The following is a 25,223-nucleotide window of genomic DNA, read 5'->3' as shown; positions in this document are numbered from 1 at the left end:
CCCTAGGGTCTGCTTTTGCCAGAGCTTGCTGTGGACAATACGATCTTATTGCACATCCGTGCCGTGCATACTGAGCCTGTCATGCGTAAAACTCCAGCTGCGGGTAATGACGAGTACATCCGAGCCAGGAGCCACTTGTTCGGGCAGGGGGGCGAAGGGGGCGGCCAGTTCCACAATGCGGCGGGCCGCCAGATTCAAGGCGGCCTGATCTGAAGGCTCAGTAATCTGGGCACGCAGCAGGCTGCCATCGCGCCGGATATAGACTGTCATTTGCAGCTGACCGTACAGTTGCTCGCCATTTTGCTTCGGATAGTGGCGGGTGCCGGTCTGCTCAATTTTTTGACGCCACTGATCCAGGTACTGGGCTTGTTCGCTGGCTTTGGCGCTGGGGCCTACATAGTGGTAGCGGGGTTGGCGTTGTTGTTCACGAATCTGCTCGCGCAAAATCGCCAGTTGGCTATTTTGCACTTGTGGGTCCAGATCATGGTCGTCCGGGCCGGGCTCAATGGACGCGCCAATATATTCAAAGCTGGGTGTCGACAAAGGTACCTTGTCCTGACTTTCCAGCTCGCCCAGCAGGCGCTGCTGTTCAGCTTCCAGGCTTTGCTGGCGTGCACGCAAGGCTTCCAGCACTAACTGATTCGGCAGATTGGGATCGGTCAGCGGCAAAGGATTGCTGGCTTGCCCTTGCTGATGCTCTCCGCCGCCATCCAGATTCAACTGCGCCAACAGTTGGGGGCTTAACGGTGCCGAGTCGGTACTGAAATTGACCAGTGCTACATCCAGACTGTTGGCTGGTGCGGGCGAGGGCGCGCGAGCCGGCCAGAAGATCAGCAAAAGATGAATCAGTGCCGAAAGGGCGACCGCCAGCCACAAATAGTCTTTGGGCGCGTGGCGGCGGTCGAGCTTGGTCATGATCGTCAGTCAGCCGTGGCGACCGAGCGCAAACGGGCTTCCACCGTCAAAGCCAGTTCGTCGAAGGACAACAGATCCAGCGTGACTTCCTGACCACGTTCAAGTGCTGGCAGGCCGGGGACATGAAGAACCAGCGGCGCATTGCTCAGGCGCACCAGATCTTCCTTGATGAAGTTGGCCTGGACTTGCTTGATGTCGTTTTGTTGCAGCCAGCGCAGGCACCAGAAGCGCTCCAGAGACGACTGGTAGTCCGACCACTGGGTGTATTGCGATTCAAAGGCGCCAATAATGGCGTACAGATCCGCATCCTTGGGCTGGAAGGGGGCGGCCAGGCGTGCGGAGATGCCGTGCTCGGCCGCCGCCAGAATCTGGCCCTGATTGATCAGGTCCACATAACGGCGCAGAGGCGAGGTCGACCAGATGTATTGCGGCACACCAATGGATTCGTGCGGGCCGGGGGTGGTGGACATACGCGTACGCATGAACTGCTGGGAGCGGTAAATACCGGGCACATTGTGCTCGGCCAGCAAACCGCCCCACAACTGATTGGCCAGAATCATGTATTCAGCCACCAGCAGGCTTAGCGGCGCATTACGCACGCGTGGCACCAGACGAATGATGGAGTTTGGATCGTCGTGCGGGCCATCCAGCTCGAAGCTGTATTCCACACGGTTATTGTTTTCCGGTTTGCCACGCACGGCTTCACGCTGGGCTGACAGTTGGCGCGAGAAGTTCCATAGCGGACGCAGCCATTGTGCATAGGGCAGTTCGGCGTTTTCGTCGGCCAGAGCTTCTTCGCTGATGAGCGGGTCCAGCTCGTGCTGGCGCAGGTTGCCCGCCACGGTAATGCGTTCCAGACGAGTCTGATGCGACAGGATTTCACCAGTGCTGATGTCGGCGTCTACATACAGCGACAGGGTAGGACGAGTCTGCCCTTGATCCAGGGAGAAATGCGCGATCAGCTCGGGCGGCAGCATAGGGATCTTGTAGCCCGGTGTGTATACCGTTGCCATGCGATTGCGGGCAATCTGGTCGATCTCGTTGCCACGAGCCAAGGCCAGCGAAGGCACGGCAATGTGAACCCCGATACGCAGGCGGCCCGGTTCCGGATGCTGGACGGACAGGGCGTCGTCAATTTCAATCGTATTGGCGTCGTCCACCGAGTAGGCGGTGACATCGGCCTCGGGCAGGTCCTGCCCCCAATTTTGCAGGGCAATCTCCGGAAAGCCTGTCCCTTTGGGGAAGTGCGCGGCCAAAAAGCGATGTTGATGCAAAGTCAGTGGATTGGACCAGGCACCCAGCGACAGCAGAAGCTTTTCCGTGCTGACACCCAGTTCTTTCTGGGCCTGATCAAACGCTTTCCACTCCAGCGTGTTCTTGTCTGGCTGAGTCAGGAAGGTGCTGGCTTTCTCGGCAACTTCGGGCGGCAGTTCGCCCTTGATCATCTGTTCGGCCCAGGTCTGGATTTGCTCTTGCTGCAGGCGTTTCTTTTCAATGGCGGCCAGAGCGGCTTGCAAAATTTCTGGCGGAGCAGGGCGGTACAGCCCTTTGCCACGACGGTGAAAGTAGGCGGGTGCGCTGTGCAGGGCAAAGATGGTGCCGGTTTTTTCGACAGCGCTGGGCGCGTGACCGAAATAATCCTGTGCCAGCGTGGACGCTTCAAACTCCTCCTGGGGGGCGCATTCCCATAAAAAATTGATATCCAGGGATTCGGCCAGCGCTTGGGCTTTTTCCAGCAGTTCTGCCGGGGCGGGCTGCTCGAAGGTAAATAGAACGCTGTTTTTCTTTATTTTGCTGCGTTTGCCAGACGCGGATTCCACCTGCATGGTGGTATCGCTGTCAGAAAATATTTTTTCTGCTTTGAAATTACCGCTGTCTTCAAAAAGGACGTACATGATTTTCCATCTGGATGGTGCTGGCCATCCGGTAAAGATAGTTAAGGTTGTTGCAGGGCAAAGCGCAAAATTTCGTCGATCCAGGGATCAAAGTCGGTCAGGCCGTGATCTCCGCCTTCCAGAATGTGACCTTGGCTGCCTTTGTACCAGTCCGCCATCTCGCGCCAGTTCAGGACTTCATCACCTTTGGCGGCCAGCAGGTAAAAGCGCTGGGGATCGCTGGGGCGTGGTACGTGAATGTCGTTGAGCTCATCCACATAGTCGGGCAGGAAGTGAAACGGGTCGGGCGAGTGATAACAGACATGCTCGCCCACCTGCGTAGCCAGATCGCGCCCTGCGTAGACCACCGGGTTAAGCAGCACGGCGCGGCTGTGATAGTGCTGCGCCAGGTGGCTGGCATAGTAACCGCCCAGCGAGGAGCCGATCACACACAATTGATCGGCGCTCATGCCGGCCTGCATTTCCGTGTCCACAATGCGCTTGCACATGGCAATGGCCTGGGCCGGGCTGGCGGGCAATTGCGGGCAGCGCCACAGGTGCAGCAAGCCCCTGTCCTGCATGGTTTGTTTCAGGCGCTGCGCTTTGTAGGACGAAGGCGAGGAACGAAAGCCGTGTAGATAGAGGATCATGGAGGCACCTGCTATATAGATAAGAGGGTCAGCGTGACAGTTGATCCAGCAGGCGCTGATGAATGCCGCCAAAGCTGCCGTTACTCATCACGACAATGGCATCGCCGGGCTGGCTGGCCTGAACAATGGCCTGAACCATTTTATCCAAATCATTCCACGCTGTGGCGCGATCCCCTAAAGGAGCCAGGACCTTGGCCGCATCCCAACCCAGCGCGTGCTTGCCCTGGGTCTCGCCGTAGCAAAAAACCAGGTCGGCATCTTCCAGCGAACCGGGCAGGCGGGCAGCCATGGCACCCAGCTTCATGGTGTTGGAGCGTGGCTCCAGCACGGCCAGAATTCGGGTGGCTTTACCTGTCTGGCTGCGCAAACCGGCTAGCGTAGTAGCAATGGCGGTAGGGTGATGGGCAAAATCGTCGTAGACGGTAATGTCATTGACCACGCCACGCACTTCCATACGGCGCTTGATGCCAGCGAATTGGCTCAGTGCCGCGCAAGCCTGTTCAGGTTTGACGCCCACGTGGTGGGCAGCGGCGATGGCGGCCAGAGCGTTCAGGCGATTGTGTTCGCCGGTCAGTGTCCATTGGACGATGCCTTGGGACTGGCCTTTGAACATCACGTCGAAAGAGGTGGCGCTGATTGCCTTGCTGTCCCAATCTCCGTCGGGGCCAAACTGTTCAACCGGCGTCCAGCATCCACGGGCCAGGGTTTCGTCCAGGCTGGGGGTGTGGGTGGGACGCAGAATCAGCCCGGTGGAGGGGATGGTACGCACCAGATGGTGAAATTGGGTCTGGATGGCGTGTAGATCAGGGAAGATATCAGCATGATCGTATTCCAGATTGTTCAGGATGGCCGTGCGGGGGCGGTAGTGAACAAATTTGGAGCGCTTGTCGAAAAAGGCGGTGTCGTATTCGTCGGCCTCGATCACAAACAAGGATTGTTCTGGATTGAAGCGGGCCGACACACCCAGGCCGGGGGCCACGCCACCGATCAGGAAGTTGGGGGACAGCTGGGCCTGCTCCAGGATCCAGCCCAGCATGGAGCTGGTGGAGGTCTTGCCGTGCGTGCCGGCCACGGCCAGAACGTGCTGCTTGTGCAGAATGTTCTCGCCCAGCCATTGCGGGCCGGATGTATAAGGCAGACCCTGATCCAGAATGGCTTCCATCAGAGGATTACCGCGCGTCACCACGTTGCCCACTATATAGAGATCAGGGGACAGCCTGGTTTGCTCTGCGCCAAAGCCTTCAATAAGCTCAATGCCTTGTTCTTCCAGCTGCGTGCTCATGGGCGGGTAGACCCCGGCATCGCAACCGGTAACCGTATGGCCAGCCGAGCGGGCAATCAGGGCCAGACCACCCATGAATGTGCCGCAAATTCCTAGTATATGTATGTGCATGACAATCCTCCGGCCTGTATTCTAGACGACTGTTTGATCTGATGCGTGAGCTTTGGTGAGGGCCGGTGCTATCATCCCCAGATGATATTTTTTCAGGTGTGAGCCGGTATGCGTAGGCGTCTTTTTCTGCAGAAATCGCTAGTGTGTGCAAGTCTTTTGGCCCTGCATCCCGCCCCTTGGGCCAGTTTGCTGCCTTCAGACCCCTTCCTGGCGCAAAGCTTCAAGGATCTTCAGGGCGAAGATCGCGCGCTCTCTACTTATATAGGCAAGCCCCTGGTGGTCAACTTCTGGGCGACCTGGTGTGCACCTTGCGTCAAGGAAATGCCGGATCTGCAGGAACTGCACAAACGCTACCCCGAGGTGAACTTTGTGGGTATTGCAGTGGACTCGCTGGATAACGTGAAAGAGTTTCTGGAACGCGTGCCGGTCAGTTACGACATTTTGCTGGCTGGTTCGGGCGGCCTGAAACAAATGCGCAGCGTGGGCAATAAAAAGGGCGGATTGCCCTTTACTGTCGTGTTTGGCAGCAATGGCCGGGTCAGCGAACGCATTTTGGGCCAGATAGATCCCGAAAAGTTGGACGAAGTTATTAAAGCTCAACGCTAACTGGCCGACTTTTTCGCTTAATTTCGTCAAATTGTCGGTCTGGCCCACCCCTGTTTCAAACGGGATGGGACCAATGCTAACTGTTTGTAAGCCAAGCAGGTTTATGGACAAATGACGTTATTTAGCGTAAAAAGGCGGTCTGTCTTGACGAAAAATCCGCTATGGCGAAACATGTCCTGGTCCTTAACGGGCCCAACCTCAACCTGCTGGGTACCCGAGAACCCGATGTCTACGGACATCAGACTCTCGACGATATCAACAGTGGTTTACAGGTGCTGGCCGACCAGCATGGCGCGCAGTGTCATTTTTTTCAAAGTAATCACGAAGGCGGGCTCGTCGATCGAATTCATCAAGCCCGTACCGAGGGCGTGGATTTCATCCTGATCAATGCTGGGGCCTACACCCATACCAGCGTGGCGATACGGGATGCGCTTGCCGGTGTCGGTATTCCGTTTATTGAAGTTCATCTGTCCAATGTTCACCGTCGTGAGCCGTTCCGTCACCACTCCTATCTCTCTGACATCGCTAGCGGTGTCATTGTTGGTTTGGGGGCCTACGGTTATGAAGCCGCGCTGCGGTTTGCTTTGAATAGTTAGGCGGTTCGTTTCGTTTTTTTGACCAATATTTTTTTAATGCCGTCCTGACCCAGTCAGTGGCTAGTGCGGCGTTGCGGGAAGTACGCATGGATCTTAGAAAACTCAAAACCCTGATCGATCTGGTAGCCGAGTCTGGCATTGCCGAACTGGAAATCACTGAAGGTGATGACAAGGTTCGCATTGTGAAATTTTCGCAAAGCTCGGCAGCTCCCGTGGTCTATGCTCCCGAGGCTCCTGTAGCCCAGGTGGTAGCCCCCGCCGCTGGCGCTCCTGCCGCAGCTCCCGCTGCACCCGCCGTTCCCGAAGGCCACGCCGTCAAGGCTCCTATGGTCGGCACGTTCTACCGTGCTCCTAGCCCAGGCGCTGCTCCTTTTGTGGAAGTGGGCCAGACGGTCAAGGAAGGCGAGCCTTTGTGCATTATCGAAGCCATGAAGCTGCTCAACGAGATCGAAGCCGACAAGTCCGGCGTGATCAAGGAAATTCTGGTTGAAAACGGCGGGCCGGTGGAATACGGTCAGACTCTGTTCGTCATCGGTTGATGATATGTTTGAAAAAATCCTAATCGCCAATCGGGGCGAAATTGCCTTGCGTATCCAGCGCGCTTGCCGCGAGATGGGTATCAAGACAGTCGTCGTTTATTCTGAAGCTGATCGTGGTGCCAAGTACGTGCGTCTGGCCGACGAGGCCGTGTGTATTGGCCCCGCCCAAGCCCGTGACAGCTACCTGAGCATGCCTGCCATTATCTCGGCAGCAGAAGTCACCGATGCGGAAGCCATTCACCCTGGCTACGGCTTTATGGCTGAAAACGCGGACTTCGCTGATCGTGTCGAAAAGAGCGGTTTTGTCTTTATCGGCCCACGTCCCGAGAACATCCGCACGATGGGCGATAAGGTCATGGCCAAAAAAGCCATGATCGAGGCCGGTGTGCCTGTGGTTCCCGGTTCGGATGGCGCCTTGCCCGACGATCCCGCAGAAATCGTGCGCATTGCCCGTGAAGTGGGCTACCCGGTCATCATCAAGGCCTCAGGCGGTGGTGGTGGTCGCGGTATGCGCGTGGTCTACACCGAAGCCGCTTTGCTGACGGCCGTTGCCACGACCAAAACCGAAGCCGCCGCTGCGTTCAATAATCCCGAGGTCTACATGGAAAAGTACCTCGAGAATCCACGCCATATCGAAATTCAGGTATTGGCTGATGGTGATCGCAATGCCGTCTGGCTGGGTGAGCGCGACTGCTCCATGCAGCGTCGTCACCAGAAAGTGATTGAAGAAGCACCGGCTCCAGGTATTCCACGTCGCCTGATCGAACGCATCGGCGAGCGTTGTGCTGATGCCTGCCGTCGCATGCGTTACCGCGGTGCTGGTACGTTTGAATTTCTGTACGAAAACGGCGAGTTCTTCTTTATCGAGATGAACACCCGTATTCAGGTCGAACACACCATCACTGAAATGATCACCGGCATTGATCTGGTCCAGGAGCAGATCAAAGTGGCCGCAGGCGAGAAGTTCGTGCTGCGCCAGCGTGACATCGAGTTTGAAGGTCACTCGATCGAATGCCGTATCAACGCGGAAGATCCATTCAACTTCGTACCAAGCCCGGGCTTGATTACCAAGTGGCACACTCCCGGTGGCCCTGGCGTGCGTATCGACTCGCACGTGTTCACCGGCTACACCGTGCCGCCGTACTACGATTCCATGATTGCCAAGCTGATTACCTACGGTAAGACGCGCGAGCAAGCCATTGCCCGTATGGACATTGCCTTGTCCGAAATGGTGGTGGAAGGGATCAAGACGAACGTGGATCTGCACCGGGAATTGATGCAGGACGCCAGCTTCAAGGCAGGCGGCACCAGCATTCACTACCTGGAACAAAAGCTGGCCCAACGTAGCAAGTAAGGGCAGCAACAGGTCAGGCCACAGGCCTGACCTGACAAGAATGATGACTACGTAAAACAGGGGCGAGCCCCCTGTTTTGCTTTATGGAAACTATGTATGCGTGAACTCTTACTGAGCTGCCAGGAACACGAGGCCGAGCGCTTGTCCGATGCCTTGCTTGAGGCGGGCGCCTTGTCGGTGTCGGTGGAAGATGCCGATGGTGATACCGACCAGGAAAAGCCCCTGTTTGGCGAACCTGGTATCGAACCGGATGTGCTGGCCTGGGACCGAAATCGGGTGGTGGCCTTGCTGCCCGAGGAGCTGGAGCCTGAAGAGTTGTTGCAACCACTTTTTGAAGCCGGTGTGCTGGATCCTGCAAAGGCCCAGTGGAGCGTGCGCGAAGTACCCGACGAGGATTGGGTTCGTTTGACGCAATCGCAGTTTGGTCCCATCCCGGTGGGCGATCGTATCTTGATTGTGCCCAGCTGGCACAAGGACGACGAGGACCTGCCAGTCGCCCAGGAAGGCGATGACGGCCTGGTGCGCATTGAATTGGACCCCGGCCTGGCCTTTGGTACCGGCAGTCACCCCACGACGCATTTGTGTCTGGATTGGCTGGCCCATCATGTGCAAGCGGGTCAGACCGTGCTGGACTACGGTTGTGGCTCCGGTATCTTGGCGATTGCCGCCCGCAAGCTGGGTGCTGGCCATACGGTTGGTGTGGACATTGACGAGCAGGCCGTGATTGCCACGCGCTACAATGCGCAAGTCAATCAGGTCGAGGTTGAAGGCTTGCTGCCCGATGCCATGCCCGCAGGGCAAACGGATCTGGTTGTCGCCAACATTCTGGCCAATCCCCTGCGTATGCTGGCTCCCATGCTGGCCAACCGTGTCAAACCGGGCGGGCATCTGATCCTGTCCGGTATTTACGATTGGCAGGCCGAGGAAATGATCGAGGTCTATTCCTCCTACTTGCCCATGTCGGTTTGGCAGGAGCGCGATGGCTGGGTGTGTTTGGCTGGTCAACGCCCGTTATAAGACGGCAGAACTTAAGGTGAGTTCATGGAGCTAAAGACTCGCTGCCCCCGTTGCGGGACATCGTTTGCAGCCAGTGTAGAAACGCTGCAACGCCGCCGGGGCTATATACGCTGCATTCAATGTGCGCATATCTTCGATGGCTTTGAAGAAGTCATTGATGAGCAAGCCCCTGAGCCTTCCTATCACTCCCCCGCCACGCCGGTTCAGATCGAGCCGCGTCTGGCGCCCGAGCCACCTGTTTCGCCACGGCAGGAACAGGTGCAGTCGGTGGACCTGCAAGCGCCCATTCCGGGGCCGCGATTTGTGGAGCACTCCCGTCACGCCCCGCCGCGTGATGAAGGCACGGCCCACGAGTCCTTGCAGGTACGCAAATTCCCCGACTCCATCCTGACACAAGCACCTGTCACTCCGGCCGCGCCTGCTGCTGTAGCTACCGAGCCTTTTGTCCGCCCGGCAGAGCCTGCGGTTGAGTCGGTAGAGCCGTCGGTCATTCGCGCCCGCTCCAGACACGAGCCTTTGCCGCAGGATGATCAGGACACCTCGTTTTTCGTATCGACCGGCTCTGTTTCTGAGCCAGATGGGGACCATCATATTGGTCAGGCATCGTGGTCGGCTGCCGAGCCTGAGTTCAGTGTGGGCGACCGTGCCAGTGCCTTGCGCGCCTCTTTCCCCTCGCGTCAGGCTGATGGTACGCATGATAGTGATGGCGAGGATTTTCAGCAGGACTGGGTCATTGACCCCAACCCAGCCTTGCAACGCGAAACACGTTATGAGGGCGAAGCCAGTTTTGGTCAGCGTGTGGGTTCGCTGATCTGGACCAGCTTGTGCGTTCTGGGTGTTGTCCTGTTCGTCGTGCAGCTGATGTACGTGTATCGCGTACAGATTGTCAGCCAGATACCCATGCTGCGTCCCGTGTTCGAGAGCGCGTGTCAGACCTTGTCGTGCAAGGTTCCCTACGAACGTCGTCTGGACCAGATTCGCGTGCAGGCTTCGGCCTTGCATAAAGCGCCGAATCAGCCCGGACAGTCCACCTTGGGCTTTACGCTGCGCAACGAGTTTGAACGGCCCCAGGAGTGGCCTACGCTGGTACTGGATTTGAAAGATTTTTCCGGAGCCTTGATCGCCCGGCGCAATATTACGCCCGATCAGTACCTGGCTTCCGAGCGACGTGAGCCTGCTTTTGCAGCGCGCAGTGAAATCATGGTGCGCCTGCCTTTGAATACCGGGCAGCTCCAAGTTAATGGCTACCAGATTAGCCCTTTTTTTCCTTAAGGTAATTTATGACCGAGCGAGTGCTGGTATGTGGTTCGATCGCGTTTGATACGATCGCGGTTTTCGAGGGGTACTTCAAAGATCACATCTTGCCCGACAGCATCAAAACCCTGAGCGTGTCCTTCTTTGTGCCCAGCTTGCGTAAAGAGTGGGGCGGTTGTGCGGGTAATATCTCCTACACCTTGAACATGCTGGGTGGCCAGCCTGTTCCTGTGGGGGCTGTTGGCAGCGACGGTGTGGATTATGTACAGCGTCTGCAGAACCTGGGTATTGATACCAGTATGGTGAGTGTGATGCCCGAGATGTTCACCCCTCAGTGCTTTATCACCACAGACCTGGCCGCCAGCCAGATCACCTCTTTCCACCCGGGCGCCATGATCAATTCTGCCCAGATCGATTTGTCTGGTCAGGAAGCGGCATGGGGCATTGTGGCTCCGGATTCCAAAGACGGCATGTTTGCTCATGCCCGTCACCTGCATGCGCAGGGTACGCCCTTTATTTTCGACCTGGGTCAGGCCATGCCTTTGTTCGCGGGTGAGGACCTGCTGGAGATGCTGGAACTGTGTCAAGTTCTTACGGCTAACGAATACGAAGCCGAAGTTATCGAGCAGCGCACCTCCAAGAGCATGGCCGAGATTGCCCAGGGCTTGCAAGCCGCTGTCGTGACGCGTGGAGAGCATGGCAGCACGCTTTATCACAATGGTCAGACTTACGAGATAGCCCCTGTGCCCGTGGAAAATGTGGTCGATCCCACCGGCTGTGGCGATGCTCATCGCGCTGGCTTGTTATATGGTCTTACAAAAGGCTGGAGCTGGCAGGAGGCTTGCAGCTTGGGTAACTTGATGGGCAGTATTAAAATTCAGGCGGATGGCCCGCAAAATCATGAATTTAAACGGTCAGATATCTCGGCCATGCTAAAACAGCACTATGGTATTGAGCGCAGTCTGTAAAAGAGCGCTCGATAGTTTTTTATGATTCGGCCAGCTACGTTTTTTGGAGTAAACCGTATGTACGTTTCTTTTTTCGATCGACCCAAAGTGCGTCTGCTGGTAGTGGCGAGTCTGGCAGCCCCCGTGTTTTTGCTGGCAGGTTGTGCCAATAAATCGGCATCCAGCTCGGTGTACAGCTACGGTCAGGCTCAGCGCGAACAGATCGTGCGTTTGGGTACCGTGGTGTCGGTACGCGCCGTCACTATTCAGGAAGACCAGAACTCGGGCGTGGGCACCGTGGGTGGCGCAGCCTTGGGTGGTGTCGCTGCCAGCAGCATTGGTGGTGGCCGCGGTAGCATCCTGGCCAGTATCGGTGGTGCGATTCTGGGCGGTCTGGTTGGTAATGCGGTTGAAAACCGCATGGGCAAGACCCAGGGTCTGGAAATCACGGTTCAACTGGATAATGGCGAAACCCGTGTGGTGGCCCAGGAAGCCGATGTACCTCTGTCCGCTGGTCAGCGTGTACGTATGCTTAGTGGTAATGGCCCAACTCGCGTGGTGCCCTTGTAATCAAAGCCTTAGTGCTTTGTGCATAAAGAACCCGGCCATTGGCCGGGTTTTTTAACGCCTGTCAGCGCTGAGCCTTTTGGGCGCGTTCGCGCTCCAGCAAGGTTTTCTTGCGCTCCAGGCCCCAACGATAGCCTGCCAGATCCCCGCTTTGCCGCACGACCCGATGGCAGGGGATGGCAATGGCCAAGGTGTTGGTGGCACAGGCTCGTGCCACGGCACGGGCGCCTTTGGGCATGCCCAGACGTTCGGCAATCTCGGTATAGCTCAAGGTCTGGCCTGCTGGGATATGGCGTAGAAACTCCCAGACACGTTGTTGAAAAGGGGTGCCCTGGATGTCCAGGGGTAGATCCAAACCCAGGGTCGGCTTTTCTACCATGGCAACGACCAGGGCCACTCGTTGATTGAATTGCGGATCGGCTTCGATCAGCTCAGCGGCCTTGAATTGCTCTTGCAGCTGTTCCAGCAAGACTTTGGCATCATCGCCCAGGGAAATCGCACAAATCCCGCGCTCGCTTTCGGCAACGAGCAATGCACCCAAGCTGCATTGGGCAATCGCAAAATAAAGACGGCTACTTGGAGTTTGTTGGCGAACGGTCTTGTCCTGCGAGCGCGGAGCGCGATGTAGCTCGTTCGAAGAAGGCGCCAATACTGGCGCCTGTTTGGGCATGCGCCACAAGTACCAGGAAGCCACGCTGCGGTAGGGTGCCCAGGCTTGGCCAATTTCACGCAAGACACGGGCTGAGGGAGCCTTGTCCAGCTGCTTCAAATTGCGATAGCCCTCGCGCACCCCAAAGTCGTCCGCAGGCAGAATGTCTTCGTGCTCCAGCGTGTACATCATCATCATTTCCACCGTCCAGCGACCTATGCCGCGCAGCGTGGTCAACTGCTTGATCAGCTCTTCATCCGGCATTTGCAAAGCGGTGGCCTGGTCGGGAATGATGCCATCCAGGCGCGCCTGGGCCAGGCCCAGAATGCTATTGGCTTTGGCACCGGACAAGCCACAAGCGCGCAGGGTGTCATACGGAGTCGCCAGCACTTCCTCGGGCGTTGGGCAATGGCCGTGCGGATAGATATCAATCAGGCGTTGCAGGATGCGCTCAGCCGCACGGGTATGCAACTGCTGATACACAACAGAGCGAATCAGGGCTTCGTAAGGGTCGCGCTCGGGGCGTGGCTGATGGATGCAAGGGCCCACGTGGGCGACCAGCGCTTGCCAGTCGGGGTCCAGTGCGGCCAGGAATTGTTCGGCCTCGCGGTAGCGGCTGGATGTGTCTGGTTTTGATGGAAGGCGAGTCATGGAAGTGGCCTGCTGATTGGTGGTGAGGCCAGTATAAGGTCCACTTTCGCACAAGACACCCTGATTCTTGCTCTTGAATTCAGCATAAAAAAACCTGGGCATAGCCCAGGTTTTCCATGTGTACAGTCCGCTTTGCTTAGATTGGTACCAGACTGAAAGCGGTGCGCGTGATGACCATATTGAGCACTTGAGTCAGCAGCAGGACGACCAGCGGCGACAAATCCAGACCACCCAGGTCAGGCAAGACGCGACGGATCGGGTCCAGCAAGGGGGCTGTAATGGAACGCAGCAAGGGCATGCTGGGCGATTGTGGCTGAATCCAGGATAGCAGTGCTTGCAGCAGGACCACCCAGAAGATCAGGCTCAAGGTCCAGCGCAGAACGGTGAAGACGGCTGCCAGCAAGAACATGGGGAAGTTCGAGAGCATGGACACCGATCCGGTCAGTACCATGGCGCTCAAAACCAGGTATACCAGGGCGCTAAGCCAGGCGGCGAACAAAGAGGTCCAGTCCCAATGGTTGCCGCTTTTAATGACACGGCGCAAAGGCATGACCAGCCAGTCCGTGACCTTGAACATAGCTTGCGAATAAGGGTTGAAGGGATGGATTCTGAGCGCATACACCCAGGCACGCAGTAGCAAAATCGTGCCCAGCAGCGACAGAACAATATGGATTAGGAAGAGGGCGACTTCACTGAACATAGTTGCTTGGTATGAATTGATGGGAGAGGGAATTGTCGCATGCAAGTGCTACAAACCAAAGAGCCACCCTGATCAGGGTGGCTCTTTGGGGAGAAACATAAAAGTAGCGTGTGCTTAAGGACGCTTGCCTGTTGGGAAGGGCCAGGAGCCAGCAGGATTGACATCTTCGCGGCGAGGTTCGGCAGGCGCTGCTGCTGTTTTGGTCGCTTTGCGAGCCGCTGTTTTATTGCCTGCTTTAGCGGTGGCGTTAGTCGTTGTGCTGGTCTTTGGGGTCTTGGTTTCTGCGGTCACGGATTTAACTTCTTTCTTCTTTGGAGCTACGGGTTTCTTGGCACTGGTAGCAGGACTGGCTTTTTTAGCCGCGGTCTTTACAACTGCTTTGGTGCCGGTTTTGGTGGCAGGTTTCGCTGCCGCTTTGCTGGGGGTGGCTTTTTTGGCCACGGGTTTGCTTGCCTTGGTGCTGGCCGGTTTTTTTGCGGCAGCGGTGGCAGCAGGTTTGGTGGTAGCGGGTTTGGCACTGGCCGTTTTGGGCGCAGCTGCTTTTTTAGCTACCGTTTTTTTGGCAACCACTTTCTTTGCCACCGTCTTCTTGGCTACCGCTTTTTTAGCGACGGCCTTTTTGGCAACGGCTTTCTTGGCTACCGCCTTTTTAGCGACTGTCTTTTTAACAGCTGCTTTTTTGGCTACGGTTTTAGCGGTGCTTGTCTTGGTCGCAGCGGCTTTAACAGCCGTGGTTTTTGCTGGAGTGGCTTTCTTTACCGCTGTTTTTTTCGCAGCCGTTTTCTTGGCAGATGCGCTGCTTGCAGACTTGGCAGGGGCTTTTACAGCAGCCTTGCTGGTCTTGGTAGCGGTGGTTTTAGCGGGGGACTTGGGGGCAGCGGTTTTGCTGCTGGGACTGGTCTTGGTAGCAGTAGCTTTTACGGGTGCTGCGGCTGCTTTTGCTGGCGTTGCTTTTTTGGGGCTAACGGCTTTTGTGCTTGCTGCTTTTGCTGCGCCTTTCTTGGCTGTTGCCATGATCATGCTCCTTGAGAACAAGTCTTTAGTTTGTCCACACCCATTTGACCTGGCCTGGAAAACTGCAATGGCCTTTTTCAAATGACGCAGGCGTTTAAGGTCGATACCTTATACGCTTAGAAGTCTAACGCAAGCCCCTACACAGTCAAGCATTAATCATGGCTTGGGGCTTATGGAATTAGGAATCGGTGTCTGCTGTCTCAAATAAGTTGCGTTCTGGACACGTGCAATCGGCCCATAGTCGCATCCAAGTCTCTGATTTTTGACGCATTGCTGGATCGATTGCATGGCCTTTTCATGCTTTGAAAGGCCTGTGTTAAGCATGGAAAAGCGGTTTGAAAACGGACTTCAATTCACGACTGAGCTGCGGTTTTCAATGTCTGTTCAAACCAAAAAAAAGCCCTGCATAAGCAGGGCTGAAAGGGCAGGTTAATCGTTTCAAAAGTCGCAGCGGGCAAGGCTCAGGCGGGAACTGCCTGAATTTCCGGGCCAGTGTTTTTCAACTGCTGCGACAACTCGGCAAAGCGGGCTTCATACTTCTTGGCCGATTCCATTTTCACGGGACCGAAGCCGCGCAATTGTTGGGGCAGCTCGGCCAGTTCCAACGCTGTGGCGTAGTTGGCTTGATTCAGGTTCTTGCTCAAGCTGTTGAGCAGGCTCTGGTATTCGCGCCAGAAGCGACGTTCCATACGACGCTCATGGGTGTAGCCAAATGGATCCAGTACCGTGTTGCGCAGACCTTTGCCTTTCGCCATCCAACGCAGCAAGGTGGCGGTGCGTGGGCCCAATGTGATCTTGCGCGGGCGGCCGGTAGATGGATCACGGCGTGCCAGCAAAGGAGGTGCGAAGTGGAAGCGCAAGGAGAAGTCACCTTCAAATTGCTGTTCCAGATCCTGGCGGAAAGCGGGCGAGCTGAACAGGCGAGCAACTTCGTACTCATCCTTGTAGGCCATCAGCTTGTACAAGCTGCGGGCGGCTTTTTCCGTCAAGGTAGGACGCTGACCCGGACGCAGTTTCTGTTCGGCTTCACGCAGAGCATTGATGGTGCTGCTAAAGCGCTGGGCATAAGCGGCGTTCTGGTATTGCTCCAGGCTGCTGGTGCAGCGCTGCATGATTTGTTCCAGTGTTTCGCGACGCTGCAAGGTTACGACCTGAGCGGCTGGAGCCAAGAGGCTGGCCAGTGCTTTCTCATCGTGAGCCAGCACGCGACCCAAATGGAAGGCATCCAGGTTGGCTTGAATCGCCACACCGTTCAGGCGGATAGCCTGTTCAACAGCCGCACTGCTAACGGGCATGGAACCTTGCTGCCAAGCCATGCCCATCAAGAGCATATTGGACAACAGGCTATCGCCAAACAGCAGGGTGGCAGCCTGGTGAGCATTGAAAGAGCGCACCTGGTTTTCGCCAGCGGTGGTCTTGAGTTGGCTCAGCAAGTGCTGGGCATCCAAAGGGGCATCCGGGTTGCGGGTGAACTCGGCCGTGGGAGCCAGATATTCGTTGATGATGGCGTGGGTATGACCAGGACGCAGGCAGGAAAGGGCATTGGGGTGAGCGGCGGCCACCACGTCGCACAAGATCGCCAGGTCGGCTTGGCCGGGATCGACACGCACCGCACCCGTGTTCTCTTTATTGGCAGATAGACGGATGTGGCTGATGACGGTGCCGCCTTTTTGTGCCAGGCCCGTCATGTCCAGCACGGAGCTGGAGCGGCCTTCCAGGTGTACCGCCATGGAGAGCACCGCACCAATAGTGATCACACCAGTACCACCCACACCGGCCACAATTACATTGCAGTCCTTGGCTTGAATATTGGGTTGTGGCAGCGCGTCCAGCTTGGCCAGCAACTGGGCTTTCATATCGGCCTGACCGTTTTGATCGCCACGGCGCAGGGCACCTCCCATCACCGACACAAAGCTGGGACAGAAACCGTCCACGCAGGAGTAGTCCTTATTACAGCTGGACTGGTCGATCTGGCGCTTGCGGCCTTCGGGCGTTTCAGCAGGCACCAAAGACAAGCAGTTCGATTGCACACCGCAATCCCCACAGCCTTCGCAGACTGCCTTATTAATAAAGAGGCGACGAGCAGGATCGGGGTACTCGTTCTTTTTACGACGTCGGCGCTTTTCAGCCGCACAGGTCTGATCGTGAATCAGAATAGTGACGCCGGGGATCTCGCGCAGTTCACGCTGCAAACGATCCAGCTCGCGACGGTGATGAACGTCCACACCGGCAGGCAGGCTGACACCGCGATAGCGCTCTGGCTCATCGGTGGTGATGACCACACGACGCGCACCTTCACCAATGGTCTGCTGACAAATGCGAGGCACAGATATCGGGCCGTCAACCGGCTGACCGCCTGTCATGGCAACCGCATCGTTGAACAGAATTTTGTAGGTAATGTTGGCACCCGCGGCAATGGCCTGACGAATTGCCAGATAGCCGGAGTGGAAATACGTGCCTTCACCCATGTTCTGGAACATATGGCCGGTCTGGATGAAGGGCGACAGGCCCACCCAGTCCGTGCCTTCGCCACCCATTTGAGTCAGACCACGGGTTTTGCGGTCCATCCAGGTCGCCATGTAGTGGCAACCCACACCCGCCATAGCCTGGCTGCCTTCGGGTACTTTGGTGGAAGTATTGTGCGGACAGCCCGAACAGAAGTAGGGGCGACGAGTCAGACCATTGGTATCAATCGGTGCCAGGTTTTGCACCGTACAGGCAGGCAACTGCACATTGGCGTGATGGCCCAGCCAGCGACGCAGACCCACGGCCACACGGGCAGGGCTGAGCTGGCCATCGGCAGGGATCAGCACTTCATTTTCGATATCGCGCTTGCCAGACACCGTAGGGCGCTGGGCACGGTTAAAGAGCAGATTCTTTAACTGGTCTTCAATGATCGGGCCTTTTTCTTCAATGACCAGAACGTGGTCCAGGCCTTCAATAAAATCGTTCAGTGATTGCGGGTTAACAGGCCAGCTCAAACCAATTTTCAGATGGCGAATGGCGGGCAGATTATCCAGACCGCTGAGCTGCTGCAGCGCGTCCAGCGTATCCAGTGTGGCTTTGCCGGTGGACACAATACCGATACGCGCATCAGGTGCCGCTTCCAGCACGCGGTCCAGGCTGTACTTGTGCGCAAATTCACGCACGCTATCCAGGCGGGCGTCCAGCGTACCTTCCATGGAAGGGGTCAGGAATTTGCTCGGGTCGTAAGGGTGTTTGCCGCCTTGCTTGTCGGCCAAGGCCGGGGCCAGATCATCCAGAGGGGCAATCTCGAAAGAGCGGCCGCTTTCCACGGTTTCGGTAATGGCTTTGAAGGCCACCCAGGAGCCGGAGTAACGCGACAAGGCCCAGGCCCAGATACCAAAGCGTTCGTATTCTTCAACCGAGCTGGGGTTGACCACCGGGATGCCCCAGGCGATCAGGGATTGTTCGCTGGCGTGGGGAATGGACGAGGACGAGGCCACGTGATCATCACCCACAATCATCAGGACGCCACCGTGTTGGGAGGCACCGGCAGCATGGCCGTGGTGCAAGGCATCGCCCGCGCGGTCTACACCGGGGCCCTTGCCATACCACATGGAGAACACGCCATCGACGGTACGGTCGGCACGCTCGCCAGCTTGCTGGGTGCCCATAATCATGGAGGCGGCCAGGTCTTCGTTAATAGCGGGTTGGAAACGGACCTTGGCCTGGTCCAGATACTTCTGGGCCTTCCACATGATCATGTCCACGCCACCCAGCGGCGAACCACGGTAGCCGGAGACAAAACCGGCGGTGTTCAAACCGTGTTCTTTATCCAGGCGAGCCTGGGTCAGCAACATGCGCACCAGGGCCTGTGTGCCAGTTAAAAAGATGCGTCCTGATTGTGCGGTCAGGTTGTCGCTTAGCTTGTATTGAGTGTCGACGGACTGCGTCATGATGAAACCTCCAGATAGAGATCATGATAGAGAGTCTGCCCTCGCTTTTTTTTGCGTTATAGTTGCGTGTATTCCCTATTCTTTGAAATGTTCATTTCGTAAATATTCAAATATGGATAAAACTGACTTAAAAATATTGGATGCCTTGCAGTTGGATGGCCGAGCCTCGGCTCAGCAGGTCTCCGAGCAGGTGGGTTTGTCCACTGCGCCCGTGTGGCGGCGCATCAAAAATCTGGAAAAAAACAAGGTTATCCAAGGCTATTATGCGCGCGTGGATCGCCGTCAGGTGGGACTGCAAAGTTGCATGTTTACCCAGATCAGTCTGGACCGTCACTCGGGTGAAATAGTCGATAACTTCATTCGTGCCGTGCGCGATGCGCCCGAGATTCTGGAATGCCACGCCGTGACTGGCGATGCGGATTTTCTGCTCAAGATCATGGTGCCCAGCGCGGAGTCCTACGACGATTTCCTGCATCGCTTTCTGTTCAATATGCCGGGCGTGCGTCAAACCCGTACGATTGTGGCCATGCGTGAAATCAAAAACGTGACCCGACTGCCTTTGCCACTTTGAAGCATCTTGTTATGGGGTAATACAAGCGCCTTCGGGTAGAATAATCAGGATTCGCCGGCCTGTGGTGGGTCGGTATGTACGCATGAAGGACGGGGTTTTATGACGAAGGCGAATATCTTGCGACGCACTTCCTGGGTTGCTGTGCTGGCTACTGTGTTTTTAAGCGCCTGCGCGGTCAAGGCGCCGGCTCCCGAGCCTGCTGCACAAGCGGCTGCCAAGCCTGTCCATCCTGCATGTCAGCCTGCTGCGGCGGGGGACCAACTGGCTGGTAACTGGCTAAGCAAGCACCGCCAGAAAGGCGTGGTTGGCGAGCTGCGTACCTTGTTCACCTTGCAAACTGACGGCTCCATGGCGTACACCGAACAGGTCAAGCGCCCCAACAAGCCTTCGCAAGGCTTGAACGAAAGCGGTTGCTGGGTGCGCAAGGGCAACGACTTGCAAATCAGCACGCAAGAATCCAATGGGGTCACAACCGAACCGGGCGACCCGATTTATGAAAACCACTACAACATCGTCAGCCTGACAGCCCGCAATCTGGTGCTGCGTGACCAAAGTGGTACCACCTATCGCTTGACCAGAATGTCGCCTGGCTACCGCCTGCCATTCTGATCTCTGCTTGCTTGAATGATTCCTGGCCGTCCTGGGGGCGGCCAGTTTTTTGTCTGTTTCTTTTGCTGGACGCTCCATGGCTCTGCGCGCGACGATTTATAAAGCTGAACTTAATGTGGCCGATAACGACTGGGCCTACTACGGCAGTCATACCCTGACGCTGGCCCGTCACCCCTCCGAGACCGAAGAGCGTCTGATGGTGCGTTTGTTGGCTTACGGTTTGTATGCGCAAGCGGACGAAGCCTTGAGCTTTTCGCGCGGGCTAAGCGACTCGGACGAGCCCGCCTTGTGGGAACATGATCTGGGCGGCAATTTGCTGCATTGGCTGGAGGTAGGCCTGCCGGACGATAGACGTCTGATCAAAGCCAGTGGCCGTGCTGACAAAGTGACGGTGCTGGCCTATGGCCGCAATGTCTCCGTCTGGTGGAGTGGCATCAAGGACAAGATCAGCCGCGCCCGCAATATACAGGTCTATGCGCTGGATACCGCCGGGACTGACGCCTTAGCCGCCCTGGCCGAGCGTGGCATGACCATCAATCTGAATGTTCAGGACGGCACGGTCTGGGCCAGTAGCGACAAAGGCGAAGCCACTATCGAAGTCAGCCACCTGAATGCTGCCGCTTGATATGAGCCAGCAGCTCACTACGAAATAAGGTAGCTGCTGGGGCTAAAGAGCGCTGCCGCAGTTGCAACAGGCTTACCTGCCGGGGTAGCACTGGGGCCTTCAAGGGGCGAAATATAATTTGCGCAGCTTCGGGCAGGCTTTGCGTGTTCGCCGGCAGGATCGCCAGCCCCAAACCATGCCTGACCATGCTGAGCACTGTGGTGTGCAAAGACACTTCATGCACCTGCGCAAAGCGTATGTCCAAAGCCGTCAATTGCCTTTGTATGGCCTGACCTAAAGGGCTGTGCGAGGATAAGGCAATAAACGGATGGGCGGCCAGATCATGCCAGCGTATTTGCGCCTTGGCCGTTAGCGGATGATGGTGGGGTAGCAGGGCCTGATACTGGTCCTGCATCACCGGATGCGCCTCAATTGTGTCGGGCCGATTCCAGTCTGTACCCAAACCAAAATCAATCGGCTCCTGCTCCAGACGGCGGCTGATGTCCTGCTCTGCCATATCCAGCAACTCCACCCGAATGCCGGGGTAGCGCTGCTGAAACAGGGCAATAAATGGAATCAGCAAGCTGGAGGACAAGACCGTACCGCTGGCAATGGACACGCGGCCCCGTTGATGACTGGTCAACTCCCTGGAATGGCGCACGGCTTCTTCCACCTCGGCCAGTACACGCCGCGCCGTCCCCAACAACTCCTGACCCGGTTCGCTGAGCACCACTTTGCGGGTGTGCCGATCAAACAGCCGTAGCCCGGTCTGGGACTCCAGCTCCCGAATCAACATGCTTAATGCCGATTGAGTGACGTGCAGATTGCGCGCTGCCTGAGTGAACTGGCCCGCTTCCGCCACAGCGACAAAAGCACGAAGTTGTCTGAGCGTTATATTCATCAGATTATCTTACTAATAAATAAAATAAATTCAATTGTTTTATCAAATTGCGGGTGCTTAAATGTTTTCCATAGACCGCAGCGGGGGCTGCAAAGGTCAGATAAGAAAAGGAGGCATGAGCATCATGAAATCCTGGATACGCAGCATACGCATCGAGGCCGAGGGCATCCGTTCACTGGAGCTCTGTCCACAGGAAGGCCGCTTCCCAGCTGTGGAGGCGGGGGCCCATATCGATGTGCATTTGCCAGGGGGCCTGGTTCGGCAGTATTCGCTGCTGGCGGGAAGCCACGAAGGGCAGTACCGGATTGGCGTCAGTCTGGACCCGGCCAGCCGGGGCGGCTCACGTGCGGTTCATCAAGTCTTGAATGTGGGCGATGCACTGGAAATTTCCGAGCCTCGCAATCTGTTCAAGCTGGATGAAAGCCAGGCGGCAACCAGTGTCTTGCTGGCAGGTGGCATAGGCATCACGCCTATTCACGCCATGGCACAACGTCTGCAAGCCTTGGGCCAGCCCTGGCATCTTTTCTATTGTGTGCGCAGTCGCAATCGCGCCGCCTTTCTGGACGAACTTCATCAATTAGAAGCGAACAGCCAAGGTCTGGGGCGGCTGGATGTCCTGATCGAAGACGAAATGAATGGTGCGCGCATGGATATGGACGCCGCACTGGCTCCCTATAAAAACCAGGGCAGCCATTTCTATTGCTGTGGCCCGGCGGGCATGTTGCAAGCCTACAAGCAGGCCTGTGTCGATCTACCTGAGCAACAGGTGCATTTTGAATACTTCGCGGCCGCGCCTGTTAGGGCTGCCGATCAGGGCGAAGACAGCGCATTCACCGTTCATCTGGCCCGTACCGGCGGTTCCATTGAAGTTCCGGCAGGCCGCAGCATTCTGGAGTGTCTGCTGGATCAGGGCATACGCGTGTATTGCTCGTGTCGTGAAGGGATTTGCGGTTCCTGTGAGACCAAAGTCCTGTCAGGCACACCCGAGCACCGCGACCACGTCCTGAGCGAGCAAGAACGGGCCGCATCTGAAAGCATGATGATTTGTGTTTCCCGCAGTCGCGGCGAGGCACTGACGCTGGATTTATAAGAGCAGGGCGCAAACGCCCGTACACGGAGGAGAGAGGAAAATGAATGCTTCATTGAAAGGCAGGACGGTTATCGTCACCGGCGCCGGGGGGCAGATTGGTTTGGCGTATTGCGATGCCTTGGTCGAGCAGGGAGCCAATCTGGTCATGGCCGACCTGGGCGATTTAAGCGACAAGGCTCGGCAATACTGCGATGAGGGCGGCAAAGCTATCGCCGTTCAGGTGGACGTCTCCAATAACGACCAGACCCAGGCCATGGCCAAAGCGGCTCTGGATGCCTTCGGTTCCATCGACGGCATTATTAATAACGCCGGGTTTTTCCGCGGCTGTACCTTTGGCTCCCTGATGGATATTCCTGCCGAGGAATGGGACCGCTGCTACGCGATCAATGTGCGCGGCCTGTGGCAGTGCTGCAAAGCCGTGATCCCGGCCATGAAGCAGCAAGGCGGCGGCAAGATCATCAATGTGTCCTCCAACACTCCCTACAAAGGCGTGCCCAATTTTCTGCACTACGTCTCGTCCAAGGCGGCGGTTGTGGGCTTGAGCCGTGCCATGGCGCGCGAAGTGGGGGCGTTCAACATTCAGGTCAACACCTTGTGCCCGGACTTGATTCCCGATGCGGGCATTACCGCGACCCAGGGCGATGAGGCCGACCGCCGCACCGTGGCGGGACGCTGTTTGCAGCGCACCCAAAAGCCCGAAGACATGGTGGGGGCTGCCCTGTTCCTGTTGGGCAGCGGCTCGGACTTTGTGACGGGGCAAAGCCTGCTGGTGAACGGCGGCGCGCATTTTCTGTAAACAGAATCAGCTGGAATTTTCAGGAGTAGACCATGACAGTCATGAATGAGGTGCCGATGATCCAGGCCCGTCATCCACAGGAACAGAGCAATCCCCTGTATCGCGCACTGGCGCATTTCTGGCACCCTGTGGCCTATAGCAGCCAGGTTCTGGACAAGCCGTTTGGAGCGCGCTTGCTGGGTCAGGATCTGGTGCTGGCGCGCTTGAATGGCGAGCTGGTTGCCATGGATAGCCGTTGCCCGCATAAAGGGACCAATCTGGCTTTGGGCGAAATTGTCGATGCCACGATCGAGTGCCCCTATCATGGCTGGCGCTTTGATGCCCAAGGCGAGTGTGTGCGCATTCCGGCCCGTGAGGAGCTGACCTGTGCCATGCGCGTAAACGTGAAACGTTTTAACGTTACCGAGTCGGGCGGCATCGTCTGGGTGGCGTTGGAAACACCGCAAATGCCTGTGCCGGTCTTTCCTGAAATGAACGACCCCAGCTATCGGGTGCTGCAAGGCAAGACGTACGACTGGCGCACCAGTTCGCCGCGCCGCCTGGAAAATTTTGTGGACTTCAGTCACTTTGCCTACGTGCACGACGGCACCATTGGCAGCCGGGACAACCCACGGGTGGAAGCTGTAAAAGTCTGGCGCGAAGAGCATGTCCTGCGCTTTGATCGCAGTGGTGTGAAAGAGCCTGGCGTAGGCTTGAAGAAAAAACTGCTGGGTATTGAAGAAGAGCTGATTGAGCCGGTGAATGAATACCACGTCACCATGCCGCATACCGTGCATCTGAAGCGTACCTTTCCCAATGGCAAGCGTTATGTGCTGCTGATGGCCGCCTGTCCGGTGGACGAATTTACCACCCGCAGTTTCTGGTGGCAGGCGCGCGATTTCGGGACCGAGCCTATGTACGATGACTTCTTCATGGACTTTGAGGACGAGGTGCTGGGTCAGGACAAACCCATCATCGAATCGCAGCGGCCCTTGTGGATCAATCTGCAAGGCGATCAGCCCCAGGAACGTGAGACACCTGTGCGTGGTGCGGATATTGTCACGGTGGAATACCGCCGCTGGCTGAATGACCTGGTCGCGCAGGTCGAGAGCTTGCGATGAGTCAGTCCATCTATGTACAGGGCGGCGCAGGTTTGTTGCACGCCCGTCAGTACGGCACTCTCCGTACCGCACAGGTGCCCCTGGTCGTTATGCATGGCGTAACCGGCCATGCGGGGCTTTGGCATCAGGTGGCTACCGCCTTGTCGCAGAACCGGGCAGTGATCGCCCTGGACATGCGCGGACATGGTTTAAGTGACTGGTGTGCGCAGCAGGACTATGCCACACCGGCTCATGTGCAGGATCTGGCTTGCCTGCTGGAGGCATTGGGTCAGCCCCAATACGATCTGGCCGGTTTGTCCTGGGGGGGCTTGGTCAGCCTGCAGTACGCGGCCCGTTATCCGGAACGGGTCCGCCGATTGGCAGTACTGGATGTCGAGCCCAGTTTTACGCAAAGCGAGCATGAAGTGATGGCACGCCCGGCGAATTTTCCCAGCCGTGCTGCGGTTATGGAGTACGAGCGCAAAGCCAACCCGCAAGCACCGCAGTCCTTGCTGCAGTTGTTTGCCTACGAGTCCGTGAGTCAGGTTGAACTGAACTTATGGCAGCGGCGGCATGACCCGTACTTTTTGAGGCGCTGGCCATTTCGTAATGACGATGTCTGGGCGCAGCTGGAGGAGCTGCGCTGCCCGACCTTGTTATTGCATGGCGAACGCAGCTTTGTGCGTCTGGCCATCATGCAGGAAATGCACGATCGCTTGCGGCATCCGGCGGGTCTGTACGAGTTGCCGGATACAGGCCATTTATTGCCTCTGGAGGCACCTGAGCCTGTAGCCGACTATTTGGAGGAATTTCTGACAGCAGATTGATGATAGATGCCCCTGGGTCCTGCACCGGCAGGGGCATTTTTATAGAGCGGCCCGGACAGGCAGCAAGGGGGACGGTGCCGCTACCCGATGTACTGAGCAA

General features: G+C 56.9%; 24 protein-coding genes. 15 read left to right on the top strand and 9 right to left on the bottom strand.

Annotated features, from left to right (window positions below; all coding sequences use genetic code 11):
- Positions 1 to 45 precede the first annotated feature (45 nt).
- The 4 genes from NIZ92_RS16385 to mpl are packed head-to-tail and all read right to left on the bottom strand — an operon-like array spanning position 46 to position 4,832.
- On the bottom strand, positions 46 to 915 hold the full coding sequence (locus NIZ92_RS16385; RefSeq protein WP_254002282.1) for an energy transducer TonB: 870 nt from the start codon (positions 913 to 915) through the stop codon (positions 46 to 48).
- Positions 916 to 920: 5 nt separating this feature from the next.
- Positions 921 to 2,810: a ribonuclease catalytic domain-containing protein gene (locus tag NIZ92_RS16380; protein ID WP_022983598.1), complete on the bottom strand. Its 1,890-nt coding sequence runs from the start codon at positions 2,808 to 2,810 to the stop codon at positions 921 to 923.
- A gap of 41 nt (positions 2,811 to 2,851) precedes the next feature.
- Positions 2,852 to 3,439 (bottom strand): YqiA/YcfP family alpha/beta fold hydrolase, encoded by a 588-nt coding sequence (locus NIZ92_RS16375; RefSeq protein WP_026484405.1) that lies wholly within the window; start codon positions 3,437 to 3,439, stop codon positions 2,852 to 2,854.
- A gap of 28 nt (positions 3,440 to 3,467) precedes the next feature.
- Complete coding sequence (mpl, locus tag NIZ92_RS16370) at positions 3,468 to 4,832, bottom strand: UDP-N-acetylmuramate:L-alanyl-gamma-D-glutamyl-meso-diaminopimelate ligase (RefSeq protein WP_060186662.1); 1,365 nt, start codon at positions 4,830 to 4,832, stop codon at positions 3,468 to 3,470.
- Positions 4,833 to 4,973: 141 nt separating this feature from the next.
- Between mpl and NIZ92_RS16365 the strand changes: the two genes are divergently transcribed.
- The 8 genes from NIZ92_RS16365 to NIZ92_RS16330 all read left to right on the top strand — a co-directional run bounded on the left by NIZ92_RS16365 (position 4,974) and on the right by NIZ92_RS16330 (position 11,715).
- Positions 4,974 to 5,438: a TlpA disulfide reductase family protein gene (locus NIZ92_RS16365; RefSeq protein ID WP_232466626.1), complete on the top strand. Its 465-nt coding sequence runs from the start codon at positions 4,974 to 4,976 to the stop codon at positions 5,436 to 5,438.
- A gap of 161 nt (positions 5,439 to 5,599) precedes the next feature.
- A complete protein-coding gene (aroQ, locus tag NIZ92_RS16360; RefSeq protein WP_009460608.1) occupies positions 5,600 to 6,034 on the top strand; it encodes a type II 3-dehydroquinate dehydratase in 435 nt (144 codons plus the stop codon).
- A gap of 86 nt (positions 6,035 to 6,120) precedes the next feature.
- Positions 6,121 to 6,573, top strand: coding sequence for an acetyl-CoA carboxylase biotin carboxyl carrier protein (accB, locus tag NIZ92_RS16355; RefSeq protein ID WP_009460610.1), 453 nt, complete (start codon positions 6,121 to 6,123; stop codon positions 6,571 to 6,573).
- 4 nt (positions 6,574 to 6,577) lie between these two features.
- On the top strand, positions 6,578 to 7,927 hold the full coding sequence (accC, locus tag NIZ92_RS16350; protein WP_009460612.1) for an acetyl-CoA carboxylase biotin carboxylase subunit: 1,350 nt from the start codon (positions 6,578 to 6,580) through the stop codon (positions 7,925 to 7,927).
- A gap of 96 nt (positions 7,928 to 8,023) precedes the next feature.
- Positions 8,024 to 8,944 (top strand): 50S ribosomal protein L11 methyltransferase, encoded by a 921-nt coding sequence (gene prmA, locus NIZ92_RS16345; RefSeq protein WP_009460614.1) that lies wholly within the window; start codon positions 8,024 to 8,026, stop codon positions 8,942 to 8,944.
- Positions 8,945 to 8,968: 24 nt separating this feature from the next.
- Positions 8,969 to 10,216 (top strand): zinc-ribbon and DUF3426 domain-containing protein, encoded by a 1,248-nt coding sequence (locus tag NIZ92_RS16340; RefSeq protein WP_254002281.1) that lies wholly within the window; start codon positions 8,969 to 8,971, stop codon positions 10,214 to 10,216.
- An 8-nt stretch (positions 10,217 to 10,224) separates the two neighbouring features.
- The gene (locus tag NIZ92_RS16335; protein WP_060186665.1) at positions 10,225 to 11,166 is read left to right on the top strand and encodes a carbohydrate kinase family protein; all 942 of its coding nucleotides are present in this window, start codon (positions 10,225 to 10,227) and stop codon (positions 11,164 to 11,166) included.
- A 57-nt stretch (positions 11,167 to 11,223) separates the two neighbouring features.
- Positions 11,224 to 11,715: a glycine zipper 2TM domain-containing protein gene (locus tag NIZ92_RS16330; protein ID WP_026484397.1), complete on the top strand. Its 492-nt coding sequence runs from the start codon at positions 11,224 to 11,226 to the stop codon at positions 11,713 to 11,715.
- Between the two features lie 61 nt (positions 11,716 to 11,776).
- Here the strand turns inward: NIZ92_RS16330 and NIZ92_RS16325 are convergent, their stop codons facing one another.
- The 4 genes from NIZ92_RS16325 to NIZ92_RS16310 all read right to left on the bottom strand — a co-directional run bounded on the left by NIZ92_RS16325 (position 11,777) and on the right by NIZ92_RS16310 (position 18,646).
- Entirely contained in the window at positions 11,777 to 13,012 is a 1,236-nt protein-coding gene (locus tag NIZ92_RS16325) for a methylated-DNA--[protein]-cysteine S-methyltransferase (RefSeq protein ID WP_254002280.1), read from the bottom strand.
- Between the two features lie 136 nt (positions 13,013 to 13,148).
- Positions 13,149 to 13,712 carry a YggT family protein gene (locus NIZ92_RS16320; RefSeq protein WP_009460629.1) on the bottom strand — a complete coding sequence of 188 codons (564 nt, stop codon included), beginning with the start codon at positions 13,710 to 13,712 and terminating at the stop codon, positions 13,149 to 13,151.
- A 114-nt stretch (positions 13,713 to 13,826) separates the two neighbouring features.
- Complete coding sequence (locus tag NIZ92_RS16315; RefSeq protein WP_080748011.1) at positions 13,827 to 14,726, bottom strand: histone H1-like repetitive region-containing protein; 900 nt, start codon at positions 14,724 to 14,726, stop codon at positions 13,827 to 13,829.
- Between the two features lie 461 nt (positions 14,727 to 15,187).
- Complete coding sequence (locus NIZ92_RS16310) at positions 15,188 to 18,646, bottom strand: indolepyruvate ferredoxin oxidoreductase family protein (protein WP_083054643.1); 3,459 nt, start codon at positions 18,644 to 18,646, stop codon at positions 15,188 to 15,190.
- Positions 18,647 to 18,758: 112 nt separating this feature from the next.
- Between NIZ92_RS16310 and NIZ92_RS16305 the strand changes: the two genes are divergently transcribed.
- The 3 genes from NIZ92_RS16305 to NIZ92_RS16295 all read left to right on the top strand — a co-directional run bounded on the left by NIZ92_RS16305 (position 18,759) and on the right by NIZ92_RS16295 (position 20,451).
- Positions 18,759 to 19,217 carry an Lrp/AsnC family transcriptional regulator gene (locus NIZ92_RS16305; protein WP_009460635.1) on the top strand — a complete coding sequence of 153 codons (459 nt, stop codon included), beginning with the start codon at positions 18,759 to 18,761 and terminating at the stop codon, positions 19,215 to 19,217.
- Positions 19,218 to 19,316: 99 nt separating this feature from the next.
- Positions 19,317 to 19,826, top strand: coding sequence for a hypothetical protein (locus NIZ92_RS16300; RefSeq protein WP_026484394.1), 510 nt, complete (start codon positions 19,317 to 19,319; stop codon positions 19,824 to 19,826).
- Between the two features lie 76 nt (positions 19,827 to 19,902).
- Positions 19,903 to 20,451 carry a YaeQ family protein gene (locus NIZ92_RS16295; RefSeq protein WP_254002279.1) on the top strand — a complete coding sequence of 183 codons (549 nt, stop codon included), beginning with the start codon at positions 19,903 to 19,905 and terminating at the stop codon, positions 20,449 to 20,451.
- Here the strand turns inward: NIZ92_RS16295 and NIZ92_RS16290 are convergent.
- Positions 20,426 to 21,331 carry a LysR family transcriptional regulator gene (locus NIZ92_RS16290; protein WP_052159307.1) on the bottom strand — a complete coding sequence of 302 codons (906 nt, stop codon included), beginning with the start codon at positions 21,329 to 21,331 and terminating at the stop codon, positions 20,426 to 20,428. The two genes, NIZ92_RS16295 and NIZ92_RS16290, sit on opposite strands and share 26 nt — an antisense overlap.
- Before the next feature lie 115 nt (positions 21,332 to 21,446).
- Here NIZ92_RS16290 and NIZ92_RS16285 point away from each other — a divergent pair, with 115 nt between their 5' ends.
- The 4 genes from NIZ92_RS16285 to NIZ92_RS16270 are packed head-to-tail and all read left to right on the top strand — an operon-like array spanning position 21,447 to position 25,123.
- Positions 21,447 to 22,421: a PDR/VanB family oxidoreductase gene (locus NIZ92_RS16285; RefSeq protein WP_083054641.1), complete on the top strand. Its 975-nt coding sequence runs from the start codon at positions 21,447 to 21,449 to the stop codon at positions 22,419 to 22,421.
- Positions 22,422 to 22,461: 40 nt separating this feature from the next.
- Positions 22,462 to 23,217 carry an SDR family NAD(P)-dependent oxidoreductase gene (locus NIZ92_RS16280; RefSeq protein WP_083054639.1) on the top strand — a complete coding sequence of 252 codons (756 nt, stop codon included), beginning with the start codon at positions 22,462 to 22,464 and terminating at the stop codon, positions 23,215 to 23,217.
- 32 nt (positions 23,218 to 23,249) lie between these two features.
- On the top strand, positions 23,250 to 24,317 hold the full coding sequence (locus NIZ92_RS16275; RefSeq protein WP_045929663.1) for an aromatic ring-hydroxylating dioxygenase subunit alpha: 1,068 nt from the start codon (positions 23,250 to 23,252) through the stop codon (positions 24,315 to 24,317).
- Positions 24,314 to 25,123, top strand: coding sequence for an alpha/beta fold hydrolase (locus NIZ92_RS16270; RefSeq protein ID WP_254002278.1), 810 nt, complete (start codon positions 24,314 to 24,316; stop codon positions 25,121 to 25,123). The genes NIZ92_RS16275 and NIZ92_RS16270 overlap by 4 nt, the downstream gene beginning before the upstream one ends.
- Positions 25,124 to 25,223: the final 100 nt, after the last annotated feature.

The organism is Alcaligenes sp. 1735tsa3, assembly GCF_024134565.1.
In the GTDB taxonomy this organism is placed as follows: domain Bacteria; phylum Pseudomonadota; class Gammaproteobacteria; order Burkholderiales; family Burkholderiaceae_B; genus Alcaligenes; species Alcaligenes phenolicus.
The sequence above is the reverse complement of the archived record's forward strand: the minus strand, read 5'-3'. Positions and strand labels throughout refer to the sequence as shown.